Source organism: Balneolaceae bacterium, assembly GCA_034521495.1.
Lineage (GTDB): Bacteria > Bacteroidota > Rhodothermia > Balneolales > Balneolaceae > Rhodohalobacter.
On record JAXHMK010000001.1, the window covers coordinates 16,272 to 41,411 of the forward strand.

Consider the following 25,140-nt stretch of genomic DNA (forward strand, 5'->3'; position numbering starts at 1 on the left):
GTAATAATCATGATTGGTCTTGCCGGGCTTTATAAAAATATAAAAAAGCGCTTTCTTAGTGACTTAGATTTGAAGATAATTATCAAAGTGTGCTATTGAAAATGTTTCTGGTAAATGCATTAATTATGTGTTGATAGAAGACATGCTGTTTTGTTCCAGCGCATAACAAAGCAGGTGTTGAAACCTGGATCATAGACTGAGATCGAAAGTTATAAACTGCTTATAAATATAAAAGGATACGTCAATGTGGATACTTACTTCCTTCGTGGGATTTACCTTATTCGTGGCTATTTATTCCTGGTATAAGTTACGGGGTGAAAACTTATATACTTCTGACGGCTATTTCCTGGGAGGCAGATCACTCAGTGCCGGGGTGATTGCCGGTTCTATGATGCTGACAAATATCTCCTCCGAGCATCTTATAGGGATGAACGGTTCGGCCTATAAAAACGGCATGATTATTATAAGTTGGGAAACAACGGCCACTATAGGATTGATTTTCGGGGCGCTCTACCTGGTACCCCGTTATTTAAAAATGGGACTTTCAACCATCCCGAAATTTCTTGAGCTACGATTTGATCGGGCGACCAGAAGCCTGGCTGCAGTCTTATTGGTATTTTCTTTCGTGTTTACACTTCTGCCGATTGTCTTATATACGGGGGCTATTAATTTTGAAGGGATTTTCGAGATATCCGAGGTCTTAGACGTAACCCATCAGCAAAGTATCTGGATTCTCGTAGTTACCATTGGAGTTATCGGCGCATTATATTCTATACTTGGTGGTTTAAAGGCTGTAGCCGTAGCGGATACCGTGAATGGTATCGGCTTGATTATAGGCGGATTATTGATACCCATTCTGGCTCTTTGGGAAATTGGTAATGGTAATTTACTAAGTGGAGTTGACACGGTTTATACCCATGCCCCAGAAAAATTTAGTATCGTTGGAGCTCCTGATTCTGTACTTCCCTTTAGTGCAATATTTACCGGTCTTGTGATCAATCAGATATATTTTTGGAGTATGCATCAATCTATTATACAACGTGCGCTGGGTGCCAAAGATTTAGCTTCTGCACAAAAGGGATTATTACTTACAGGGCTTTTCAAGCTCCTTGTTCCCGTTATTATCGCATTACCGGGCGTAATTGGTTTTTACTATTTCGGGGATACCTTATATGAAAATCAGGATTTTATTTATCCTATGATGATTCATGAAGTGCTGCCGGTATTTTTTATTGGCATCTTTGCAGCGGTTTTTATGGGAGCTGTTTTGAGTACCTTTAATAGTGTTATAAATAGTGCCGCCACAATTTATACCATAGATATCTATAAAATATATATCAATAAAGATGCAAGTGAGAAGAGGATGGTAACCGTGGGTACATTGGTTTCTACAATTGTTGCAGTATTTGCAATTTTTGTGGCCCCGTTTATGGCCTATGCACCAGAAGGGATTTATCAATTACTTCAAACTCTGAACGGCTTATTTTTTGTACCACTGGGTACGGCAATTATTGCCGGTTTTTTCTTGAAAAGTATCTCGGCTGCCGGCGTCAAAGTTGCACTGATTATAGGTATGGTTTTTTATGGAATTACAGAATTAGCCGTAGATATTGGAATTCATTTTGTTCATGTATGGGGGATTATGTTCGTTGGAATGATCATAATTATGTATATCGTATCATATTTTTATCCGGTCGAAGAAGAATTCAAGATTACCGATGTTGAAGTGGTTGACATTAGTGAATGGAAATATGCAAAAGGCGTGTCTATTTTTCTCATTTTAGTAACCATCGGAATCTACATCCTATTGTGGGGTCCGCCAAATTGATAAAGACATCATTTCATTCATATGAAAAAATCAAGATGGTTAAATTTTGTTCTAAAATTATATTTAAAAGCGAGTTTGAAATAATGGATTAATCTGGATGTTTATTTGACTATAGTACAATTTTTGATTAAAATGATAACGTTTTCATTACTATTGTTTACTGTTTTAAAAAGTTCTGAAAACACTTTTTAAAACTCATCTGGAAACTTTCTTTTTGCATATACCTTTTTTGTTAGTAGGCGTCGCAAAACAGAATCTTACATTTTAATTAATTGGTGGAGTTACACAAACAAATTAATTACAAAATGCTTTTCAGTTAATTAACGGTGATGTTAATCAACGTAATTCAGTTAATATTAAACTGCGACGTCTGAAACCCTTGATGAATAACTTAAACTATTTTAAAGGAGACTTTTATGAACTCAAAAATCAATATAGGAATTGTCGGGTTGGGGCGACTCGGGAGTCTATATGCTGAATATCTGTCTTATCAAATACCGCGAGCAAATGTTCTGGCAGTAGTGGATGCAGATGAGGAAAAAGCCACGGGAACTGCCGTTGATTTTGGTATTAAACATTGGTTTACCGATTATAGAGATATGCTTGAACTGGATGAACTCCAGGCGGTTGTAGTTGCAAGTCCCACAAGTACGCACAAAGATATTGTCATTGATTCAGCCGAAAGGGGGTTGATGATTTTCTGCGAAAAACCTCTCTCTATCTCCCTTGAGGAAGCAATCGAAATGAAGGAGGCTGTTGAAAAGAAAGCCGTATTTTTCCACATGGGATTTATGCGTCGGTTCGACAGCGGATATGCAGCGGCTAAAAAACGTATAATAAATGGTGAAATTGGTGATCCGATTGTTTTTAAAGCTACATCACGTGACCCGGAACGACCCAGCCTGGAGTTTGCCGATCCAAAGAAAAGCGGCGGGCTCTTTCTTGATATGGGAATTCATGACTTTGATTTGGCCCGGTGGTTTATGGGGGATGTTTCTGAGGTTTACAGCATTGGAAATCGGTTGAAATATCCCGAGATGGAATCGATCAACGAAATAGATAACGCCATCACAAATGTTACTTTTGAATCAGGTACTCTTGGATCTGTTGATATGAGCCGAAGTGGTATCTATGGCTATGATATAAAAACAGAAATTTTGGGGACCGAGGGTACCATTCAGGTTGGGTATCTGCGAGAAACACCTATTTATGTGATGAAGAAAAATGCCATCACGCATGATACGGTACCATTCTTCATGGAGCGATTTGAAAAGTCATATATTACACAGTTGAAAGATTTTGTAGATAAAGCAGTGGCAGAGGAGGAACCGTCCATAACTATTCAGGATGGGGAGCGTGCTTTGCTGGTTGGTCATGCCGCCAGATCTTCCTTTGAAGAGAAGCAACCGGTAGTTATCAACAATTCAGAAATGGAATTCGAATCGAAATTTGAAACCAAAGAAAAAATGGTGAATTGAGTATGAGTAAAAAAAATGTACTGTTTAAAAACACAGCTGATCAAAATGGCAGGAACTGGATTATCACTCCGGAAAATTCTGAACTGGAGAGTCTTGGCTATGCCAGGATAATTTTAAATGCTGAAGAATCGGAAGTTGAATATAGCAATCCTGATTTTGAATCAGCTTTGATCTGTTTAGCCGGAGAAGGGGAAGTTACGCTGAATGGTGATTCCCATTCAATGAAGCCCTACGATACGCTTTTTGTACCGCCCGGAAATGAGGGAACGATTAAAACAGGCAGCAATTTTGACCTGGTGGAATGTACAGCACCATCCGATGAAACTGGCTCTGCCGTTTTCGTTCCGTTTGCTGAGCTGAATGAAGACGAAGAATTAACCCAGGATCTTGGATTTGATGGCTGTCATCGAAAAATTCATCGTTTGATTGATAAAAATGTACCTGCAAAAAGATTGTTATGTGGATTGATTTTCAGCAAGGAGGGAAACTGGACAAGTTGGGCACCGCACGAACACGCGGCGACCAAGGAGGAGATCTATTTATACTTCGAAATGCCTCCACCGTCGTTTGGAATACAGCTTGTGTATGAGGATATCGAGACCCCCGAATATCTTGGACCGGTTTATAACAATGATGCGGTTGTGATCAAAAAAGGGTATCACCCAAATGTGGCTATTCCGGGATACCCCATTAATTTTGTCTGGATTATGGCAACGCTGGATCCGTCGATGGAACGATCCTGGGGTGATGTAAATACGCAACCTGAATTTGTGGACGAATGACTGACGAACCATCATACGATCTTCTTTGCATGGGTAGAAGCTGTATCGATCTCTACTCAAATGACATTGGTGCACCATTCGAGCAGATCACGGAGTTTTCTGCGTTTGTTGGCGGATGTCCGACCAATATTAGTACCGCGGCTCGAAGGCTGGGGGTCAAGTCCTCACTTTTTACCGGTGTGGGAGAAGATCCTGTTGGCGATTTTATCCTGAACTTCCTTGATAATGAAGATATAGACCGTCGATATACCGTTCGCAAACCAGGACGTCGGAGCAGCGCAGTTATCTTAGGGATTGAACCGCCGGATAAATTTCCACTGGTTTATTACCGGGATAATTGTGCCGATATTGCACTGACAATTGAAGATGTACAGAACATTCCTATTGAAAAATTCAAAGCTCTGTTAATCAGCGGAACAGGGTTAAGCAAAGAACCCTCCCGAACCGCTACCATATATGCGGCAGAGGTTGCAGCTGAACATGATGTAGCTGTATTTCTGGATATTGATTTTCGGGCTGATCAGTGGCCGGATATTCAAACCTTTGGATCAGCCGTTCGCTCGGTATTGTCTTCGGTAGATTACTTGATTGGAACTTCTACCGAAATTAAAGCAGCCGCTTACAAAGGAACCGGTAAAGCGCAGATTGAGCACTCGCAAGTGAATGAATCCAGGGTAGAAGCCGATCTGCTTGAAAGTATACAAACACTGCTACAGAAAGGTCCCAAACGGCTGTTTCAGAAAGCGGGAACTGATGGATGCTATATTTATGAACATGGAAATAATGAGAAAATCCATGTCCCCGGATTCCCCGTAGAAGTAGTGAACACCCTTGGAGCCGGGGACGGATTTGCCGGAGGACTATTTTATGGCTTTTTAAATAACTGGGATTGGTATAAAACAGTTCGATTTGCAAATGCCTGCGGAGCCTACCTGGTTACCCAGCACGGATGTGCCAATTTTATGCCGACCCAGGAAAACATACAATCATTTATAAAAGAACATGGCGGACTATGAGTTCCTTCGATAAAGAAAAGATCATCTCAACAAATTTATTCACGCAGATAACCAAAAGACGGTTACAAAATCCAAAATATTCGTTAACGGTTGCCTCAAAACGAGAACGACGTGAAGGATTTGTTCAAACAAAAAATTTAAATATTGTTGCGGCGGATCATCCGGCCCGTGGAAGTTTGAAAGCGGGGAATGATCCGTTGGCGATGGCTGACCGTCATGATCTGCTGGCACGACTGACTCAGATCCTACAGTCTGAGTGGGTGGATGGCGTATTAGGTACAATGGATATCCTGGAAGAGCTGCTGATTTTGCACGGATTAAAAAGTGAGCAGGGAAACGGATTTCTTGACAACAAACTTTTAATTGTCAGTTTAAACAGGGGGGGACTTCCCGGATCAGCCTGGGAATTGGATGATCCGATTACCGGGACAAATGCCGATACCTGTGAGCAGTATGGTATTGATGCCGCTAAATTGTTGCTTCGAGTCAATTTTGGCGATAAAAACTCTCTGAAAACTATTCAGTATTGTGCCGGGGGCATTCGGGATATGAATAGGATTAATCGCCCGATCTTTGTTGAACCACTTCCAGTTGAACCTTCGGAGGGCGGTTATAAAGTTGTTTCCGACCCGGACAAGTTGATTCAATTGATCACCGTGTCTTCGGCATTGGGGGACAGCAGCAGGAATGTATGGCTGAAAATACCGTTTACAGAACAGTTTAACCGCGTTGTTGCATCCACGACCCTTCCAACGGTGATTTTAGGTGGTGGGAAGAGCCGATCGAAAGAAGCATTCTTAGGTAATATTCAAAAGGCATTGGATACAGGATTACAGGTTCGGGGGACGATGATAGGCCGAAATATGTTGTACCCAAAAGACTCTGAGCCGTTGGATATGGCTGAATCTATTGGCAAAGTGGTACACGGAAATAAAGTTCCTGCATTGTAATTATCAATCAAAGGGATCCATATTATGAGCAAAAAAACAAAATTAACGACTGCCCAGGCACTCATTCAGTTTTTAAAGAGTCAATATGTAGCGCGAGATGGAATGGAAACACCATTTTTGAAAGGTGTATGGGGAATTTTTGGCCATGGAAACGTAGCTGGTATTTCCCAGGCACTGCATCAATATCCACAGATGCCGTATTACTTGTGCAGAAATGAGCAGGCGATGACTCACACCAGTATTGCCTATGCCAAGGCGATGAATCGTATGCAGACTTTTGCCTGTGCATCTTCCATAGGTCCGGGGGCTACAAACATGATCACCGGTGCGGCTACGGCCACCATCAACAGGATACCATTGTTGCTCCTGCCAAGTGATTTTTTTGCACGCCGAAATGTAGGTCCTGTGCTACAGCAGCTTGAGCATCCGCTAAGCCAGGATATTTCTGTCAATAATGCGTTCCAACCTGTCTCGAAGTATTGGGACCGCATCAACCGTCCGGATCAACTTCCTTGGTCAATGTTGGAAGCAATGCGTGTATTAACTTCACCTGCAGAAACCGGTGCTGTGACGTTGTGCTTGCCGCAGGATGTACAGACTGAAGCGCATGAATACAACACCGATCTGTTTGAAAAACGAGTGTGGACAATCCACCGCAATCGACCGGATGAGGAATTATTCAGAAAAACAGTTTCACTAATTAAACAAGCTGAAAAACCGTTTATCATTGCAGGTGGAGGAGTTTTGTATAGCGAAGCAACAGAGACTCTCAAGTCTTTTGTGGATTTGACTGGAATCCCTGTTGGAGAGACTCAGGCTGGTAAAAGCAGCCTTCCGTTTGATCATCCGCTCAATCTTGGATCGGTAGGTGCTACAGGTAGTTTAGCCTCGAACCAAACAGCATCTGAGGCTGATTTGGTGATCCTGATTGGAACTCGTCTAAGTGATTTTACGACCTCATCAAAAAGTCAGTTCCAGCACCCGGATGTTAAATTTATCAGCATCAATGTGAACTCTATGGATGCACATAAACTCTCGGCCTTATCACTTATCGGAGATGCAAAAGTAACCCTTGAGATGCTGGAAGATGCCATGAGTGGCTATGAGATCAACTCATCATACCGTTCAACGATTAACGAAAGAAAACAGCAGTGGACCGAAGAGATCCATCGTGTGACCCACCTTGAAACGGATGATCAATTGCAGCAGCCGAATGTTATTGGAATTGTCAATAAAGCAGCTGGAGAAGATTCTGTAGTGATCTGTGCAGCAGGAAGTCTGCCGGGAGATCTTCATAAACTTTGGAAGGCCTATCAGCCTGGAGGATATCACCTTGAATATGGATATTCTACAATGGGATATGAGATAGCCGGGGGACTCGGAGTAAAGATGGCCAAGCCAGACAAGAGAGTTATTGTAATGGTGGGCGATGGATCCTACCAGATGCTTTCATCGGAATTGATAACGGCAATTCAGGAAGGCATTAAAATTACCGTGGTGCTTTTGGATAATCATGGATATGGAAGTATCGGATCCCTATCTGAATCGGTAGGATCACAGGGATTTGGTACCAATTACCGATTCAGGGATGAAGATTCCGAACAGCTGGAAGGGGAGTACCTGCCGCTGGATTTTGTGAAAAATGCAGAGAGCTATGGAGTTGGTGTTCACACTGCGAAGAGTTACAAGCAATTAGACCATGCTCTGAAGAAGTCATTCAAAGCGGAGAAAACGCAGGTGATTGTGGTTTCCGTGGACAAAGAGCAGAAAGTGCCCGGTTATAACTCTTGGTGGGATGTACCGGTGGCTGAAGTCGCAGAAACGGAGTCTGCTAAAAAATCCAGAAAGGAATATGAAAAAGAACGACAACGTCAGCGGGATTATTTTAAGCAAACGAAATGATAAGAATATTATAAATAACGTATTTGCCGGTTAATATTGGTTACTATAAAGGACTTTACTTAACTGAAATTAGGTCTTTTAGCGTTTGTTTGCTCCCGACAGCGACTGGAAAAGATACCCAAAATTTCCTCATCCGAAGAAGAATGGGGGATCAATTAGAAAAAATGTACCTCATTCAATTTATACGTGCATAGTTTTGTGATTTCAATAGGTAAACACGTAATAAATAGTTAATACAATTTAAAAAAAGGTAGAATTTTAAGTTTTAATACCAATATTAAATTTTGGAAAATTTCATGATTTTAATGAATTGGTCAAAGAATATTTTATTGGGTGTTTTTATAGGGCTATCAATTATATTCAGCACAGTTGAAGAGATAACTGCTCAAGAAACTCCAAATATTGTAATATTACTTTTGGATGATGTAGGGTATGGAGATTTGAGCAGTTATGGACATCCAGAGATAAAAACACCTAATATGGATAGTTTGGGTGAACAAGGTATTCGATTTACTTCTTTTGTTACAGGAATGTGGTGTATACCTTCAAGGACTCAACTTCTTACAGGCCGTTATATGCCACGGATTGAGTTTGGAGGGGAAACCGGATCTGACGGAAAAGGAGGCCTTCCTGATAGTGAGGTTACACTTGCCGAAGGTCTTAAGAAAGCAGGTTATGTTACGGGTATGGCCGGTAAATGGCACCTCGGCTACATGGAGGACAAATTTTTACCCCCAAATCAAGGATTCGATGAATGGTTTGGCCTTCCTTATTCAAATGATTATCGAAAACCATGGGTTCAAACAGAAGAACCATTGGCGTTATATCGCGATACAAATATTGTTGAATATCCATTGAATCAAAAGACACTTACAAAAAGGTATACAGAAAAAGCTGTTAAATTTATAAATGATAATAGTGGTTCTGATCAACCTTTCTTCTATTATTTAGCCTATAACATGGCGCATCTTCCAATATATACTACAGAAGAATTTCATGGATCTTCAGAGGCTGGTTTATATGGAGATGTAATGGCAGAGTTAGACTGGAGTGTAGGTGAAGTACTTCGGGCGTTAAAAGAAAATAACATTGATGACAATACCATCGTTTTTTTAGCATCTGATAATGGGCCCTGGTTAAATTTACCGGAAAGAATGTTAGCAGAAGGTGTACGTCCTTGGCATCAAGGGACCACCGGGCTCCTCCGCGGTGCAAAACATACAAGTTATGAAGGAGGAAACCGTGTGCCTGCTATAATTCGATGGCCATCTAAAATACCCGCAAAGCAGGTTAAAAGTGAACTTGTAGGTATGCCAGATATTTATCGGACACTTATGGAGGTTGGAGGTGCAGTACTACCTTCTCACGCACTTGATGGATATGATATAATGCCGTTTCTGATAGGTACAGAAAACAAATCTCCTCGAAAAGAATATGCATATTTCCGTGGTAATTTAGAAGCGATGAGAATTGGAGACTGGAAATTGAGATTAGCCAGTGGGAAGCCAGAACTATTTAACCTGAAACTCGATCCTTCAGAGCTTTACAATCGAGTCAATGAAGATCACAAAATTGCCGTTAGCATATATCAAAGAATGCTTGAACTTACCGAGGAAGTAGGAGTGGAAGTTTCTGAATCCAACATTAAAGTTTACGAATAGTTAAAATTAATTGTAAGATTGATATGAGTAAGTACAAAATCCAATCTGCCTTCATTTTTTTTACAATACTCGCTTCTATTTTTGGGGAATCCAAAGAAAAAGATTCAATAAAGCAATCATTTGAAAGCATACAAACTATTGAAATAAAAGGAGTAGTATATCCCGAGGATCAGCATACCTATCGTCTTGAACCATTTTTCGTACCTGAGGGAATTGGTGCTATAGAAATAGATTTTGATTATACCGGTAAGAATGAATTTTCAGAAATGGAAATTGGTCTATTTGATCCCAATGGATTTCGTGGTACAAGCAGATTTTCAAAACGGTCATTTTATGTGAGTGAAATCCGGGCAACGGCATCATATTTTCCTGGTCCAATTATAAATGGTGAATGGAACATTTCACTTGGATTTCCAACCATCCAAAAGCAATCTGATTATAAAATCAAAATTCGATTGATACCCGAGAATCACCCTGAATTTACAGGCCCTTCAGAAGTGTCGTTAAATGAAAGTAAAAAATGGTATAGCGGTGATTTTCATACACATACAGGTCATAGTGATGGCTTTGGATGTGAGGATATGGATAGAAATCGAGCGCCTTGTCAAGTTTACCAGGTTGTGGAAGCTGCTAAGAAGAATGGGCTTGATTTTCTATCGATAACAGATCACAACACTGTAAGCCATCATCAGGATATGAAAGTTATTCAGCCAATATTTTCAGATCTACTACTTATTAGAGGCCAGGAAGTAACGACTTTTTATGGACATACAAATGTATATGGAACAAGCATACCAATAGATTTTCGGATAGGATATAAAGGCCGAACCTTCGAAGAGATCCAAAGAGAAGTCGAAAAAACCGGTGCAATGCTATCAATAAATCACCCTGGACGTGAAACCGGCCCCAGTTGTACGGGTTGTGGATGGAGTGCAGAACATACGAATTACGATAAACTTGAAACTATTGAGATAGTAAACGGAACAAATATAGAAAATGATATTGCAGGAATTCCATTTTGGCACAAGTTATTAAATAAGGGTTTTAAAATTACAGGCATAGGCGGTAGCGACGATCACTCAGCCGGATTTGGAAATTCTAAACCGGGAATTCCAACAACTGTGGTTTATGCGAATTCGTTGTCAGAGAAGTCGATTTTGGAGTCAGTAAAAAAAGGTGAAGTATATTTAAGAACCAGAGGCCCAAATGGACCGGAAGTTTTATTTCAGGCTATTTTGAAAGGCAAAACTTGGTCGATGGGTGATACAATAAATTTAAAAGATCTAAAAGATCAACCGCTTGAAATTCTGGTGCAGTACTCGCATTCTTCAAAACAGCAAGTGGAATTTATTTTTAACGGTGAAATCATCAATCTGGATACCAAGGATAAATATGATAACGATCACATATATACTTTACTTGGTGAACTCTCAAATCCAAGTAAAGGTTGGTTACGGTTTAATTTACGTGATAATAAAGGAATTACAGTAGTTTCTAATCCTATCTACTTAAAATGATTTAATTAAATAGATAAATCTAAAAGGTTATCATATCCTTGATTGGTTCTATATGGCGATAATCCACAAAATTTCCCAACAGCTTTTAGATAAATAAATGGGTTCTGAACACATTTATATTGAAAAGCACTTATCCTTATGCTTTGTTAAGCTTAGTAAATTATTACCATGCAATAATGAAATATAATATACATTTCTCTTAAAGCAGTTTGCATTTGTAGAACAATTTTTTTAAATACACATGAAAACGTTTTCAGCTTTATATGACAAATAGTTCCTGATGCAAATTGTTAAATGGCTGTTAACGTTTTCAATGCCTTAACATTATAATCACGCTTTGATAATAATGGGGTATTACTTTTTCGTCACATTGTTTTTGTATAACTAAAAACGAACAAAATTCCGTAAACAGTATTCAGAACTGTAAGCGCTTTTTATAAATAAATAATCGTTAAAACGTAAAATCATATCAGTGATTTCACCGAAAAACGATTGAATTCTAACAAAACATAAAAATGAATGGAGTTATGATACAAACAGAAGGATTACTTCCTAAACTCAAAAGGTTAAAGCTCGTTTGGCTTGTAGGGATTTTCAGCATATATGCTGGAATGGCACAAGCTCAAACGGTGAGCGGCGTAGTTACTGACGAAGATACCGGAGACGAACTTCCAGGGGTAAACATAGTTGTCCAGGGAACAACTATTGGAACATCTACAGATTTAAATGGAGAATTCGAATTTGATGTTCCTTCACTGGATGAAACTTTAGTGATCTCCTTTGTTGGATATCAAACGAAAGAAATACCTATTAATGGCCGGGAAAATCTTGAGATAACCCTTGTATCTCAAACAGTCATGGCAGACGAACTGGTTGTAGTTGGTTATGGTGTTCAGAGAAGGTCAGATGTAACAGGTTCTATATCCTCTGCAAGTGTGGAAGAATTTAACAAGGGGGTCACTGCAAACCCCGGCCAATTGCTTCAGGGTGTGGTATCCGGTGTAAATGTTACTGCTTCAAGTGGTGAACCGGGTGCTTCACAAGACATTATTATTCGTGGTGTGGGTAGTTTGCGTTCTGGTACTCAGCCGCTTTTTGTAGTGGATGGATTTATGCTGGACAATTCGGGAACTGGAGTTGCCAACAATCCACTCAATTTCCTCAACCCTGACGATATAGAAAGTATAGAAGTGCTGAAAGATGCATCGGCTACAGCACTTTATGGTGCAAGAGCTTCTAATGGCGTGGTGGTAATCACAACCAAAACAGGACAACAAGGCGAGACCCAAATGACGCTTTCAACGTCTGCTTCCATGTCGACCCTGGCTAATAAAATTGATGTATTCAGTGCAGATGAGTTTCGTAACAGGGTACCTGATGCGGGTGGAACACTGGAAGATTTCGGAGCAAACACGGACTGGCAGGATGAGTTGACTCGGACAGCTGTATCCAGTGATGTTAACTTTTCTCTGGGAGGAGCTGTTTCTGAAAATTTGGACTACTTCGCCTCGCTTGGAGTGCAAGAACAAGAGGGAATCTTGAGAGGGAGTCATCTCGATCGCTATTCAGGCAGGTTAAATTTAAATCAGTCTGCCCTGAATGGAAGGTTAGATGTAGACTACCGTATCAATGCTGTTCATACTGAAAATCTAAGACCGAACAACAATGAAATAATTAGAGATATGTTGCAGCTCAATCCAACAATACCTCCTACAACAGATGGTTCTCCAACACCATTAAGCCAATTTGAAAATAGGTTAAATCCCCTTCAGAGATACGATATCTATTTAGATGAAGCTGTAAACAACCGCATCATTGCCAATGTTGCACCTTCGTTAGAAATCGTTGATGGTCTTCTCTATAAACTAAATCTTGGGATCGATTACTCGGTAACAGACAGAGATGTACAAACATCTCCCTTCCCACAACTTGAGGGTTTTGAAGAGGGTACGTTATCTGTTTTTAACAATAAAAACACCAACAGTCTTGTGGAAAATACCCTTACATACATTATGGACACAGACGTTCATTCTGTGAATCTGCTTGCAGGACATTCTTTCCAGCGGTTTCGCATTGAGCAAAGACGTTCCGATATGGAAGGGTTCACAAATAATGGTATCGAGCCCCGGTATCAGGACCAGATAAGTACATCAACGAATCCGACCAATATTAGCACCTTTGCGGTGGAAAATAAACTACTGTCGTTCTTTGGAAGGGTAAATTATAGCTACGACAGTAAATATTTGCTAACTGCGACCATACGGGCCGATGGTTCGTCCAAATTTGGGGAGAACAACATATATGGCATTTTCCCTTCTTTTGCTTTGGGATGGAACATATCTCAGGAAGACTTCTTCAATGTTGATTTTATTGATAACCTGAAAATCAGAGGTAGTTGGGGGCAGACAGGCAATCAGGAAATCCCAAGTAAAATCACAAAGGAAAGTTTCAACGATAGCAGAAGTGGCAATAATACCTATCCTTTAGACCCCAATGCAAGCGGCTTGGGTGATTATCCATATGGTATTATCTTTGCGCGAGTTTCGAATCCGGATATCCAGTGGGAGGTATCTACACAAACCGATATAGGCCTCGACTTTGAGATGTTCAATTCCCGTTTGGTAGGTACATTTGACTACTTCAATAAGGTTTCGGATGACATACTGTTAGAAATCGTGCCAGCTGATCCTATCCAGCCAACTACAACGTTTTGGACCAATATTCCCGATATGGAAATTCACAACTCAGGTTTTGAATTGTCGCTTGAGTATAGAAATGTTGTATCGAATAATTTCCAGTACAGCATCGGGGGTAACATTACTACGATTAATAATGAGGTTCAGGATTCTCCTTTTTCCGTTGTAACCACGGGGGCTGCCCAGGGAGCGGGGCAAACCGGGGCCACGATTAATGGTTACATTAATGGAGAGCCTATCGGAGCTTTTTATATGCTGGAACATGATGGCATTGGCGAAGATGGACTGAACCAGTTTGTAGACAGAAACAATGACGGAGAGGTCCTGGATGACGATCGTTTTGTTCCGGGCAGCGCGCTTCCGGACTTGCTCTACGGATTTCAACTGAACCTGGACTATAAAAGTTTTGGCTTGGGTTTGAAATTTAATGGTGCTTCGGGGCACAAAATCTACAACCACACCGCAATGACGCTTTTCCAAAAGGGAAGTTTGGTCGAAAGTTTCAATACCACAGAGTTTGCCACTGAATTTCCGGATGAAGCTCCCACCAACTCAAATACGGTGTCTACGAGATATCTTGAAGATGCTGATTTTCTAAGACTGAATAATGCAACGTTATCCTATAACATTATGCCGGAACAGATAGGTCTTGATGGTATGATTCGGAACATACAACTTACCTTAACGGGGCAGAACCTGTTTACGATTACAGATTACTCAGGCTATGACCCTGAAGTAAATACGGGTACAAGCACGGGCGGTATATCGACCTTTGGTATCGACCGATTCACGTATCCTACTGCAAGAACATTCACATTGGGTGTGAATCTTTCATTCTAAATAAGTGAATGGATTTTATATACAGATATCCAATTTTGGTATCATTTAAAACATTTACTTCTGTAAAAAAACAAACAATTTCTCTCAATATTTAAAGAATCAAAAAAATGAAAAAACAATCATTAATCATATTTTTTATAGGTTTATTGATCGTAACTATTTCAGGATGTGAAGACATTCTGAATGAACCAGTTCTTGACGAATCACTGACAGGAGCCGGACGTGCTGAAACCGTAAGCGGGGCTATTGCTCCTGCCTACGGACAGCTTGCCTGGACATGGAGGCATACCAATTACTTTGGTCTGCAGACGGTTGCTGCAGATGAAGGTATTCTTCCGTATCGGGGAGGTACAGACTGGTTTGACGGTGGTAAGTTTATTGCCGTACACCAGCATTTGATGACGCCAACGAATGAGTTGATAACAGATCCCTGGAATGAAGTTACCAAGAATATTTCAAGAACGGTGTCTGCTATTGAGGTATTAAGACCTCTTTCAGAAGATGGAGATGCGGAAGCCACAGGTGCTCTGCATGAAATGATTGCCTTGCGGGCTTATTTGAATATGTTGATGCTGGATAGTTGGGGACTTGTTTTTGACAAAGAGACAGCGGATGAGACATCCACTATATTAAGGGGACAAGAGGCTGTTGACTATCTGCGCAGTGAGCTTGAATCCGTAGTAGATGTGATCAACACAGACAAAGGTCCGGGCAGAATGACACAAGGAGCTGTTTGGGGGTTGTTGGCACGGCTGCACCTGAATTCAGCAGTTTACAGAGATCCTTATGGTACTCCCAACTTTACCACGGAAGATATGAATAAAGTGATCGAGTACACGGACAATATTATAAATTCAGGCAATTACTCTCTTTCTCCGGAATATTTTGATCTATTTAACGATTCAAATAACAGCAACCCGGAGCTTATATTTGCGATTGATCAGCGAGGTGTACTTAATAATGAGCATAACCGCTGGGCGTATTGGTCGCTTGGAGGTGACTTATTCCCAAGGCTTGAACATCCAAGCGCAGACGGGACGGACGCTACGGCGGCTACTCCTGATTATGTTCAAACCTGGGCAGATGCGTATGGCAGCTTTGATGAGGCTGCTGAACAAGATGCACGTTTCTTTAGTGACGAATTATTGGTCCCTGAGGAATTACAGGATCTAAGCGAGGTAGATCCTGCGAATGACGAAGATCACTATTTTTGTATCACAGCTGAAGAGTTCGAAATAGACAAAGGGTTTCTTCGGGGGTACATTTGGGGGCCCAGGAAAGGAGGGGATGGACAATTCCTTAGATGCGATGACGGAAGATATAGAATTTATCCGGTCATAAATGAAAGAACAAGAGGGGGAGACCTTCAGTATGTGGATCACACATTCAACGTAGACTTTTCAGTCGAAGGAAGATTACATAACACAGGCTTTCGCTACTCCAAATACCAATGCAGCCGTACATCTGATGATTGTAACAATTTCAGCAGTGTGGATATTGTTCTGCTTCGCTTGGGCGAAATTTATCTGATGAGGGCTGAGGCGAAATTCAGAAATGGTGATACTGCCGGTGCACTGGAAGATTTGAATGCGCTAAGAGCAGCAAGAAATGCTCGTCCGGATCAGATTCCTCCGGAATTGACATCTATCGACGAAGATATCCTGTTTCGTGAAATAGGGTTTGAACTCTACTGGGAGGGTCTCAGACGGACCAATCAGATTCGTTTTGGTAAATATGAGGATTCCTGGACCGAAAAGACGGACAGCGATCCAAATAAAAGACTGTTCCCAATTCCACAAAGTGCTATTGATGGGGCAACCAGTGCCGGTGGTGATTTCCTCACACAAAATCCTGGTTATTAATATTTAACTGCTTAAATTTTGTTAGAGGTTGTCTCAGTAATATGAGACAACCTCTTTTTTTCTATAAAGAAAAATGTAATTGAGAGTATATTGAATAACTCGATCTGAAATATATACTTTACGACTTTTAGTCAATTGAGTCTTATCTACTACTCTACCCTCATTGATAAGAACAATTTAATAAGACTTCATTTTATAACTTGTCCGCTCTGATTCAGTGTAAGAGGTGTAACTGTAAGAATAGAACGGTGATAGTAGGAGGAAGATAAACAGGTTGTTCGGTTGATGAATTATCGTCAGCACCTAATGATTTTACTAAATAAATTCAGAACGAAATAAGTAATTTCAATAGGTAATGGGGAAAGGAGGGATGCCAATGATTAATTAAAAGTGGTGGTCTGAACGGTCTGATTAGAATCGTGTTTTAATGATCCAAAATTTTACGATCCATTCGAATGGAACCTGTCAGAAATCTATAAATTCGCAGCTTCTTTCCAGCTATTCTAAATACCAATCGATCTTAAAAACTCACGATTTCGTTGGGCACTCTCTTTCGGGCTGCCCATTCCCGGTAAAATATCTTGCTCTACTACAATCCAACCATCATATTCCTGAGATTTTAACTCTTCTAAAATCTTTTCAAAATCAATAGATCCTTTTCCAAGTTCGCAGAATATTCCGTTTTTAACAGATTCAAAATAGTCCCATTCATTCTTAGCTGATTCAGCGGCAATTGATTGGCTCCAATCTTTAAAATGGACATGCTTTATTCTTTCTGAATATTTTTTTAGTCCTTGTATAGGATCACCTCCACCAAAAGCATAATGTCCTGTATCAAAACATAAACCTACCAAATCTGAATTTGTCCTATCCAGCAATTTATCTATCTCATTTGGTGTTTCGACATATCCTGCACAATGATGATGAAAAACGGATTCTACCCCCGTTTCTTCAAAAACTCTTTTTGCCACGAAATTAACACCTTCTGCAAAAGTGCTCCAATTGGAAATATTTAAACTATGCCTGGGTTCAATTCTGCCAGCCATTTTTCTTCGAGTAGAATTCTTCCCATTCTCATCAGATAGTACGATTTTTGCCTCTTCAGGATTTATAGCACTCAACAGTGAAGCTATTTTAATCGCCGTTTTGGCTCCACTTTCATGAGCAACGGCATTAATAAAATTCACAGGCACAAAGGCTCCGATGAGATCAAGATTATATTTAGACAGGATATCTTTCAAAATGGCTGGATCAGTAGGCATAAAACCCCAGTCACCTAATTCAGTACCCATATAACCGGTGTCAGACATCTCTCTTAGAACAGTTTGATAATCCGCTGTTTTACCTTCTAATCCAAATTCAAGAACTCCCCAGGAGCAGGGGGCATTGGCAATTTTCATAGTCAATCGCTTCGATTTTTATTATTTATTTGATTTATGACGTAAATAGTCAAGTCATTTTTCAACAAGATAAATCGTTTCCCATGATATCAAAGACCCGCTCACTGGCTCCGCGTTTGTTGTAGAAGGCAACAATTTCCTCCGGGGAGCTCTCACGATCGTTGGTTAGAATGGCCCGGTAGGTGTAAGCAGACTCGCTGAACAGATCGCCCTGCTGGTCGTCTCGTTTGATGCGGCTGACGATCAGCCGATAGGAGGTTTGCCCGTCAAAGGGCCGCCAGTCAGCCAGCTCGGCCACATCCATCGGCTGCCAGTTCAGTTTTACCGAGGTCCAGTCGTCCTGGTCGATCGCCGAAATCTGTCGGAGCATCTCTGCCGAGCGTTTGGCCCGGATGTAGAACTGGTTGGTATGGGGTTGCACCAGATCAACGACGTCCTGTTGATAGGAAGCTGAATCGGCCCGAAAGCGGTCAATGCTCACATCATGAGCATTCAGCCGTTCGAACAGTCGGTCGAGGGTTTCGTGCTGGGCAAAGCTCGCCTGGCTGTTGCCGCTTCGTCCTTCGATGGTTACCGGCATGCCGTCAATGCTGGCAACCCCCGGCTGGTAGCCGGTGCACTTTTTGTAGGTTCGCACCGCATCCCATTTCTCGGTTTCAATAATCTGGTTGTCATAGTCCAGAGTATAGCAACCCCGGTTGCTGAGTTGTCCGGTGGTCCGCAAGGCTTTCACCAACAATTCGTTTAGCGGCTCATTGATGTTGAACGTGTGGTTCACACCGCTGGTTGGATGAGTAAGCTGGCGGGACTCGCAGGCCAGCTGCTTGACCCCGCGAAGCAGCGTGTCGGGGCTGCACGGCGAGAGGCCCCGCGTGCGATGCAGAGGCTCGCGCAGGTGCTCGGCCAGATCCTCGGCGCAATCCCCGCCGGTAAACAATACGCTCATGAGATTGGCAACAATATCGCTGTAGGAAAACCCGGCCGTTTGACCTCTCGGGCCGAGGTGCCGGTCAATCAGTCCCGCCAGCCCGCTACGTGCGAAAACTTTCCAGGCAAAAATCTAATCCGCCAAATGGTGTTATCTTATCCGATGATTTTTTTACTTTATTAGAACTCAAAGGTTTTCCAACCGATTATAGGCTAAACGGTTATGAAAAAATTTGTATATTTATTGGTTGTAATTCAATTAATTGAAAACGTTTACACAAATACAATCTAATATAAGATAATTTTTAAGTACATTCGAAATTCTTTATAGACCTGTATTAAAAAATTGACAAAGAATAAACTTTTTCAAAGACGATTAGATCACACATTATTTATTTAACAATTTAAAATTATGTCAACGTTAAAAGAAGTAGCCAAAAAAGCAGAAGTTTCGATAACAACAGTTTCAAGAGTAATTAACGGTTCAAGTAAAGTGAATGATGAAACGAGAGAAAGAGTCCAAAAAGCTATGACAAAGCTGGACTATCAGCCAAACAGGGTGGCTCAGCGATTACGTAATTCGAATGGCCGGTCCAAGTTGCTCGGACTAATCATTCCAGACATTCAAAATCAATTCTATTCGAATATTGTCCGTGGTATTGAGGACGTAACCTATGGCAATGATTTTGCCGTAATACTTTGTAATTCTGATGAAAATCCAAATAAAGAAAGATTTTATCTGGAGGTTTTGAAATCTGAATCTGTCGATGGGATTATTTTACCACCTATTCATCAATTTGGGGATGAGATCGATAGTATTATTGAGCTTGGAATTCCAATTGTTTGTGTTGACCGAAAACTGATGCGGAAGAAAGTAGATACTGTAGTTATTGGAAATGACAAAGGAGGATATGATGCCGTGAGCCATTTAATTGAATTAGGCCATAAAAAAATAGCTATTTTGACAAGTTCACTTCAGTTCTCATCATTTGAAGAGCGACAAAAAGGGTATGAACGGGCCTTAAAGGAGAATGGAATTGAGATTGATAAACGCTTGATTAAAGAAGGTGATCCCCGAAGTTCGGAAACTGCACGTGCTTTAGCAGATGAGCTATTGAGTTTAGATACACCACCAACTGCGATTTTTGCAACAAATAATTTAATGACGTTGGGAGTACTTGAGGCTGTAAATAATCATGATCTTAAAATTCCGGAAGATATCTCCATTATTGGCTTTGATGATCTTCCTTGGGCTAAAGCAATTTCACCTTCACTTACGACCGTAAAACAACCTGCTTACGAGATGGGACAAAAAGCTGCAGAATTGTTCTTCAAACGGGTTGAGGATCCATCTCGTGAACCTGAAGTAATTGTAATGGATCCAAAACTCATAATTCGGAATTCAACGGCAAGATTAGTAGAAACATGAAATTACCCATATTAAATGAGATTCTAAGATTCCATCGTAACACTCTTCAAGTATAAAATCTATTTTTATTTCTTCTTTGGGCCATAAATCTCTGCCAGAGGGCTTTGCAAAACCGTGGTTATTGGTCAATCTGAACTCGATTCAGATTCTCCATTCGTCTTTATAGTTAGTATCCGGAGATCCTGAATCAAGTTCAGGATGACAGTCAGAGTTTTGCAAAGCCTTCATATGGAGGTTCATTACAGTGAAGAGATGCGTTGTTTTCTATTATATTTTTTACAATAGAATGATTAGTAATAAAGTAAACTTCATATTTAATTACTTCTTTATTATAATCTGCCATGGAAATTTTAGGAATTGATGTCGGTGGGACAGGTATAAAAGGGGCAATTGTTGATGTCGAAAGAGGAAAACTAATCACCGAACGCTATCGTTTATTAACTCCAAAACCGGCAACATTACCCGCCGTCATAGAAACGTTTGAAGCGATAATTAGCCATTTTGATTGGAATGGTCCTGTAGGTTGTGGATTTCCGGCAGCTGTAAAAGATGAGATCGTAAAAACAGCTTCCAAAATAGATGATTCATGGATTGGAATTAATGCTTCGGCTCAAATAGAAAAAGAAACGGGCTGCCCAACACACCTGGTAAATGATGCGGATGCTGCTGGATATGCAGAGATAGAATTTGGAGCCGGAAAAGATATTAATGGTACGATCTTTATAGCTGCATTCGGAACCGGTATTGGTACAGCCATTTTTCACAATCATCAGTTAGTGCCAAATACAGAATTGGGTCATATTCCCCTACATGGAATGGATGCTGAAGATTATGCAGCAAATTCAATTCGTGAAAAATATAATTTAAGCTGGGAAGAGTGGGGAGGTCGAGTCAATGAATATCTTCAGTTAATTGTAGCTCTGTTTTGGCCCGATATAATCATAGTGGGGGGAGGGGTAAGCAAAAGCTTTCATGAATTTAAACCTTACCTCGATGTAGATTCCAAAATAGTTCCGGCTCAAAGTCGTAATCATGCGGGTATTATTGGTGCTGCACTTGCTGCCTCGGTAAAACAGGAGATATAGGTATATTTTTAATAAAAAAGCCCCGCTAACCAAAACAAAGCGGGGCTGTGATATCTCTTGATTTGTTTTCTGCTATTAATTAGTCGCTCCTTAAGAACTCGGATTTAGGGAGATTGAAGGTGTAAAAAGCCACTGAAAGCCCCATCGAAACAAGGCTTTTTTTATTTTTTTACGCGTTTGCTCCATCCATTTTTTCAAATTCCATCCCGTCGCTGCCAGCAGAGCATTCTTATAGGGGGAGTCTTTGCCGTGCAGATAGTTCTGTTCCATACGATGATCACTCTTCAGGTGTCCGATAATTGGTTCGATCCCGGCTCGCTTGCGAAATCTGCGTCGCATCCGCCGTTTATGGTTCTCATCGGTTGATTTACCCGGCGGGTCCGGGGTGGTAACAATGACTGGATCGATGGTCTTTGCCCCTCGGCCTCCCCGGTCAAAAATGACCTCGGCAGGTTTTTCCAACTCCAGTCGATCCATGGTCTCCAGCAGCGGGGCAATGGTTTTCGAATCGTTCGGATTGCCTTCGTAGGCCGCCACCGACAAGACAAGTCGGCGAGTCGGGTGGACAATGATCCCTACTTTGTTGCCAAATTCGTATTTTTTGTGAGCTTTGCCCTTGGCGATACAAGCAGTGAAGGGTTTATGCAGACTGTAAATCTTGTCTTTATCCGTGCGCTGTTGGGTAATCGCCTGCCAGCCCACCTCCATAAACTCCTGATAGTCCTGCTGGTAGTCCTCGGGCAGGTTCCGCTCCAGCTCCCGAAGCAATCGCCCTGCAATCGTCCGCAACTTCCGGCGGGCTTTTTTGGCCTTTTTGGCCCGCCGGGGATGATGACCAAAGTAGGCCTCCCGCAACAACTGCTTGCTCACCCGCACGTAGGACTGGCGTTGGGGCAGCCCCTCCTCGTTGACAATACGGTTGCACCCGTCAATCACTTTTTTGGCCAATTTGGCGTCGGTAGGAAAGGTGGTGTTGTTTTCCTGTACGGTTGTATCGGAAGTGGCGATGGTACACCGGGCAGATTTTCCGTGAAGCTGAACCGAATGGGCAAAAATCAACTCCAGCCCTCCGGTGCCTATCCGCCCCCGAAAGTGAACCAAATCACTCGGATCACAGGGGAAACGATGCTGGAAATGGGCCTTCCCGCAGAAATACTGCATGTAGGGATTCATCACCCAGGCATCCGCCAGCGTTTCGTCACCGAGATTGTAGAGTCGTTTTAATATCAAAAATCCTACCATCTGCCGGATCGGTTCGGCCTTCTGGCCGGTGTCGGAATACAAACAGGCAAATTGTTCCTCGAACAGATTCCAGTCAATTTTATGGGCAAGTCGTACCAGATCGTGATCCATGTCGATGAAGTCCCGTAGCAGTGGCAGAAAGACATCGCGTTGGTTTTGGCAAGGGGAAGTTCCTATCATAAATTGCAAGGTTTTTGAAGGAAAATGCAGGTTTTCTTGCAAAACAAGATACGTATTTTTAATAATATATCCTATTTAAACCATTATTTATCAGTAACTTATAACAGTTCTTAAGGAGCGACTAATTATTCGTCCCCGCCAGAATGGCTCATCTCTTCATTGAGTCTCATAATATACATCCAGGAATTTTCTACAGAGTTTCTGTAATCTTCCAGGAGTTTGTCGCGAGTGTCTTCTCCTTCTTGTTCAGCTACAATGGCCCATGCACTTTCATAAGGATCATCCAATGCTTCCATGTTTTCATACGGAAATACATTCATATAGTGAAAACCATCCGGCCCACCGCCGTGTGATTCATACCATAAAGACCGTTTGCTGCCTTCTGCTTCTTCAATAATTTCCATCACTTCGGAGGCCAGTGAATTGAATAATCCCCAGTTGTTTACCCGAAAGAAGGCAACTTCCACAACCGTATTTTGTGATTCACCGGGAGTCATGCTCCATTCCGGTTTGGTCCAGGAGAAGTGATCTTCATAGCTTTCAACTGCCGGGTAGATCAGTTCTGCCGCTTGCCGGTAACATGCTTGGCCTGCCGGATCTTCAGCGGTGAATTCAGCCCAACTTGCAGAGTATGATGTCAGGTAGTAAACCGTACCCTCCCCGTTCATTCGATTCCACATATTCCAGGTCCATTCCCCATCATTTTCCAGGTAGCAAGATTTCCATGCTTTTACTCCTTCCTGGAAGGCTAAATTTTCACCTAATTTCACATGGAATTCAGTTATGCTCAACAGCATCGGTTTATTTTCAGAATCGTCCTGTGCCTGTAAATTTGTACCCATTCCCACAAACAGAAATGCACACATCACAAATTGAATTGCCCATTTACCAATCTTTAGTCTGATCATAATATCTATAGTTTTTTATTAGCCTACTCTTTAGAGATGGATTTTCGGCTTCGTCCAATTTTACTTACGTGAAGATGGGATTGGGACAGGGAAAAGTCTTGTACTTTTAGCAGAAATGTTTGGATTTTTTTAAGAGAAAGGTTTTAGGTGTCTCTCAGTTGTATATGAGTGAGATCATTTTTTAAACGGTGTTTAAAATGATGAAACCAATTTCTAAATGAATTAACTCTTTGTCTTTGTTAGTTCAATTGTATTTCTGAACAGGGAAGAAGATTCTTTGGATTGTGTAATTTTTTCATATCGAAGGGTTACATGATCCCCCTCATGAAAGGAAACCTGGTAATTAAACAGATCCTGTCCGGTTTTATAGTCTATAATCAGCTCCTTATTTTTTTGATTATAATTCCAGGTGATTGGATTGTCTACCAGTGAAACTCCCGGTACAAGAATTGTAACTAAACCAGATCCTCCATTCATAAATCGAAAGACCCCGGCATCCTCAGCGGTTTGATCATTGATAACTTCATTATCAATTTCAGTGATTATCCTGTACGATTCGATGGTCTACTCTCCTGTAAAATCGAATTTGTCATTTTGTTGATCACTGCAGGTCATCGTAAGCAGGAGAAAGCATAGTAAGAGAATAGAGCTGAGTTGAAATTTAAATTTCATAACAATAGAGGAATAACATTTTTTTCTGAATTCAGAACTACTTACCCCAAACTGTTTTCGGCATTCTTTTCTTTGATGTAAAAGTTTACGCTTGTTTACCTCTATTCATTCACTTTAAATAGTTGGATGGCTGTTTCAAGCACATCTTTCGCTGTTACTATCTCGTCTTTTTGTCACTTTTTAAAGTTTATGAACAAAACTGCTACTCCAGATTTTGTTGTGTTACTCCACCATAGGTTTGCCGGATAATTTTCCCATCCCGAATGATAAATGTATCCGTGGCAAAAACGAGTTCGAACTCTGGTGTCGAGGCTTCCCATAATATATATCCAACATCTTTTTCTACAACACTTTTATTTAAAGTGAGGGGATTTTCTTCGGATGGAAAAGCTTCAAATGCATTGACAAAATTCTGCCGTATCTCTTCAAGCCCTCTGTATGTCGTGTCTGGGGTGATTAAAATCGATTCTTCCGTGTAATCTTCCATCACACCTTCAAGGTCATTATCTCTGAACGTTTGCCAGTGGTGATCGAGGACTTGTTTCGTTACTTCGGGATTGATCGATTCATTTTCCGAAGATTGTTCATGCATACAGCCTTGAAAGAAAATGGCCGCTATGATTATGTACATAAATATTATCACTAATTTTTTCATTGTAACATCCTGTTTGTGATTATAGAGAGATCAATAAATGAACTTAAATGTCAACATTCTCAAATGATGTTCCAAATAAAGACAAATTGGCCAATATTATGGCCCTTCGG

General features: G+C 41.1%; 18 protein-coding genes. 12 read left to right on the forward strand and 6 right to left on the reverse strand.

The window, feature by feature from the left end:
• Window positions 1–244 precede the first annotated feature (244 nt).
• From U5K72_00065 to U5K72_00110, 10 genes are all read left to right on the forward strand, one after another.
• The gene (locus tag U5K72_00065; GenBank protein ID MDZ7717201.1) at window positions 245–1,828 is read left to right on the forward strand and encodes a solute:sodium symporter family transporter; all 1,584 of its coding nucleotides are present in this window, start codon (window positions 245–247) and stop codon (window positions 1,826–1,828) included.
• Between the two features lie 416 nt (window positions 1,829–2,244).
• Window positions 2,245–3,306 carry a Gfo/Idh/MocA family oxidoreductase gene (locus tag U5K72_00070; GenBank protein ID MDZ7717202.1) on the forward strand — a complete coding sequence of 354 codons (1,062 nt, stop codon included), beginning with the start codon at window positions 2,245–2,247 and terminating at the stop codon, window positions 3,304–3,306.
• Window positions 3,307–3,308: 2 nt separating this feature from the next.
• A complete protein-coding gene (locus tag U5K72_00075; protein MDZ7717203.1) occupies window positions 3,309–4,088 on the forward strand; it encodes a 5-deoxy-glucuronate isomerase in 780 nt (259 codons plus the stop codon).
• Window positions 4,085–5,104, forward strand: a complete 1,020-nt coding sequence (gene iolC / locus U5K72_00080; protein ID MDZ7717204.1) for a 5-dehydro-2-deoxygluconokinase — start codon at window positions 4,085–4,087, stop codon at window positions 5,102–5,104. The genes U5K72_00075 and iolC overlap by 4 nt, the downstream gene beginning before the upstream one ends.
• A complete protein-coding gene (locus tag U5K72_00085) occupies window positions 5,101–6,054 on the forward strand; it encodes a hypothetical protein (GenBank protein MDZ7717205.1) in 954 nt (317 codons plus the stop codon). Before iolC ends, U5K72_00085 begins: the two co-directional genes overlap by 4 nt.
• Before the next feature lie 24 nt (window positions 6,055–6,078).
• Window positions 6,079–7,956 (forward strand): 3D-(3,5/4)-trihydroxycyclohexane-1,2-dione acylhydrolase (decyclizing), encoded by a 1,878-nt coding sequence (gene iolD / locus U5K72_00090; GenBank protein ID MDZ7717206.1) that lies wholly within the window; start codon window positions 6,079–6,081, stop codon window positions 7,954–7,956.
• Window positions 7,957–8,240: 284 nt separating this feature from the next.
• Window positions 8,241–9,617, forward strand: a complete 1,377-nt coding sequence (locus U5K72_00095; protein MDZ7717207.1) for a sulfatase — start codon at window positions 8,241–8,243, stop codon at window positions 9,615–9,617.
• Window positions 9,618–9,640: 23 nt separating this feature from the next.
• On the forward strand, window positions 9,641–11,134 hold the full coding sequence (locus U5K72_00100) for a CehA/McbA family metallohydrolase (GenBank protein MDZ7717208.1): 1,494 nt from the start codon (window positions 9,641–9,643) through the stop codon (window positions 11,132–11,134).
• 527 nt (window positions 11,135–11,661) lie between these two features.
• Window positions 11,662–14,670: a TonB-dependent receptor gene (locus U5K72_00105; GenBank protein ID MDZ7717209.1), complete on the forward strand. Its 3,009-nt coding sequence runs from the start codon at window positions 11,662–11,664 to the stop codon at window positions 14,668–14,670.
• A 107-nt stretch (window positions 14,671–14,777) separates the two neighbouring features.
• Window positions 14,778–16,532 (forward strand): RagB/SusD family nutrient uptake outer membrane protein, encoded by a 1,755-nt coding sequence (locus tag U5K72_00110; GenBank protein MDZ7717210.1) that lies wholly within the window; start codon window positions 14,778–14,780, stop codon window positions 16,530–16,532.
• A gap of 503 nt (window positions 16,533–17,035) precedes the next feature.
• On the opposite strand, the gene U5K72_00115 is transcribed toward U5K72_00110, so the two are convergent.
• Both U5K72_00115 and U5K72_00120 read right to left on the reverse strand, forming a co-directional pair.
• Window positions 17,036–17,932: a TIM barrel protein gene (locus U5K72_00115; GenBank protein ID MDZ7717211.1), complete on the reverse strand. Its 897-nt coding sequence runs from the start codon at window positions 17,930–17,932 to the stop codon at window positions 17,036–17,038.
• Between the two features lie 61 nt (window positions 17,933–17,993).
• A complete protein-coding gene (locus tag U5K72_00120; GenBank protein ID MDZ7717212.1) occupies window positions 17,994–18,992 on the reverse strand; it encodes an IS1380 family transposase in 999 nt (332 codons plus the stop codon).
• Between the two features lie 279 nt (window positions 18,993–19,271).
• Here U5K72_00120 and U5K72_00125 point away from each other — a divergent pair, with 279 nt between their 5' ends.
• Together U5K72_00125 and U5K72_00130 are read left to right on the forward strand one after the other, a co-directional pair.
• Window positions 19,272–20,288 carry a LacI family DNA-binding transcriptional regulator gene (locus tag U5K72_00125; protein ID MDZ7717213.1) on the forward strand — a complete coding sequence of 339 codons (1,017 nt, stop codon included), beginning with the start codon at window positions 19,272–19,274 and terminating at the stop codon, window positions 20,286–20,288.
• Window positions 20,289–20,629: 341 nt separating this feature from the next.
• Complete coding sequence (locus U5K72_00130; protein ID MDZ7717214.1) at window positions 20,630–21,373, forward strand: ROK family protein; 744 nt, start codon at window positions 20,630–20,632, stop codon at window positions 21,371–21,373.
• A 90-nt stretch (window positions 21,374–21,463) separates the two neighbouring features.
• On the opposite strand, the gene U5K72_00135 is transcribed toward U5K72_00130, so the two are convergent.
• From U5K72_00135 to U5K72_00150, 4 genes are all read right to left on the reverse strand, one after another.
• Window positions 21,464–22,837, reverse strand: a complete 1,374-nt coding sequence (locus U5K72_00135; protein ID MDZ7717215.1) for an IS5 family transposase — start codon at window positions 22,835–22,837, stop codon at window positions 21,464–21,466.
• A gap of 83 nt (window positions 22,838–22,920) precedes the next feature.
• Entirely contained in the window at window positions 22,921–23,703 is a 783-nt protein-coding gene (locus U5K72_00140) for a hypothetical protein (GenBank protein MDZ7717216.1), read from the reverse strand.
• 222 nt (window positions 23,704–23,925) lie between these two features.
• Entirely contained in the window at window positions 23,926–24,180 is a 255-nt protein-coding gene (locus U5K72_00145; GenBank protein MDZ7717217.1) for a hypothetical protein, read from the reverse strand.
• A gap of 397 nt (window positions 24,181–24,577) precedes the next feature.
• On the reverse strand, window positions 24,578–25,006 hold the full coding sequence (locus tag U5K72_00150) for a nuclear transport factor 2 family protein (protein ID MDZ7717218.1): 429 nt from the start codon (window positions 25,004–25,006) through the stop codon (window positions 24,578–24,580).
• Between the last annotated feature and the right edge of the window lie 134 nt (window positions 25,007–25,140).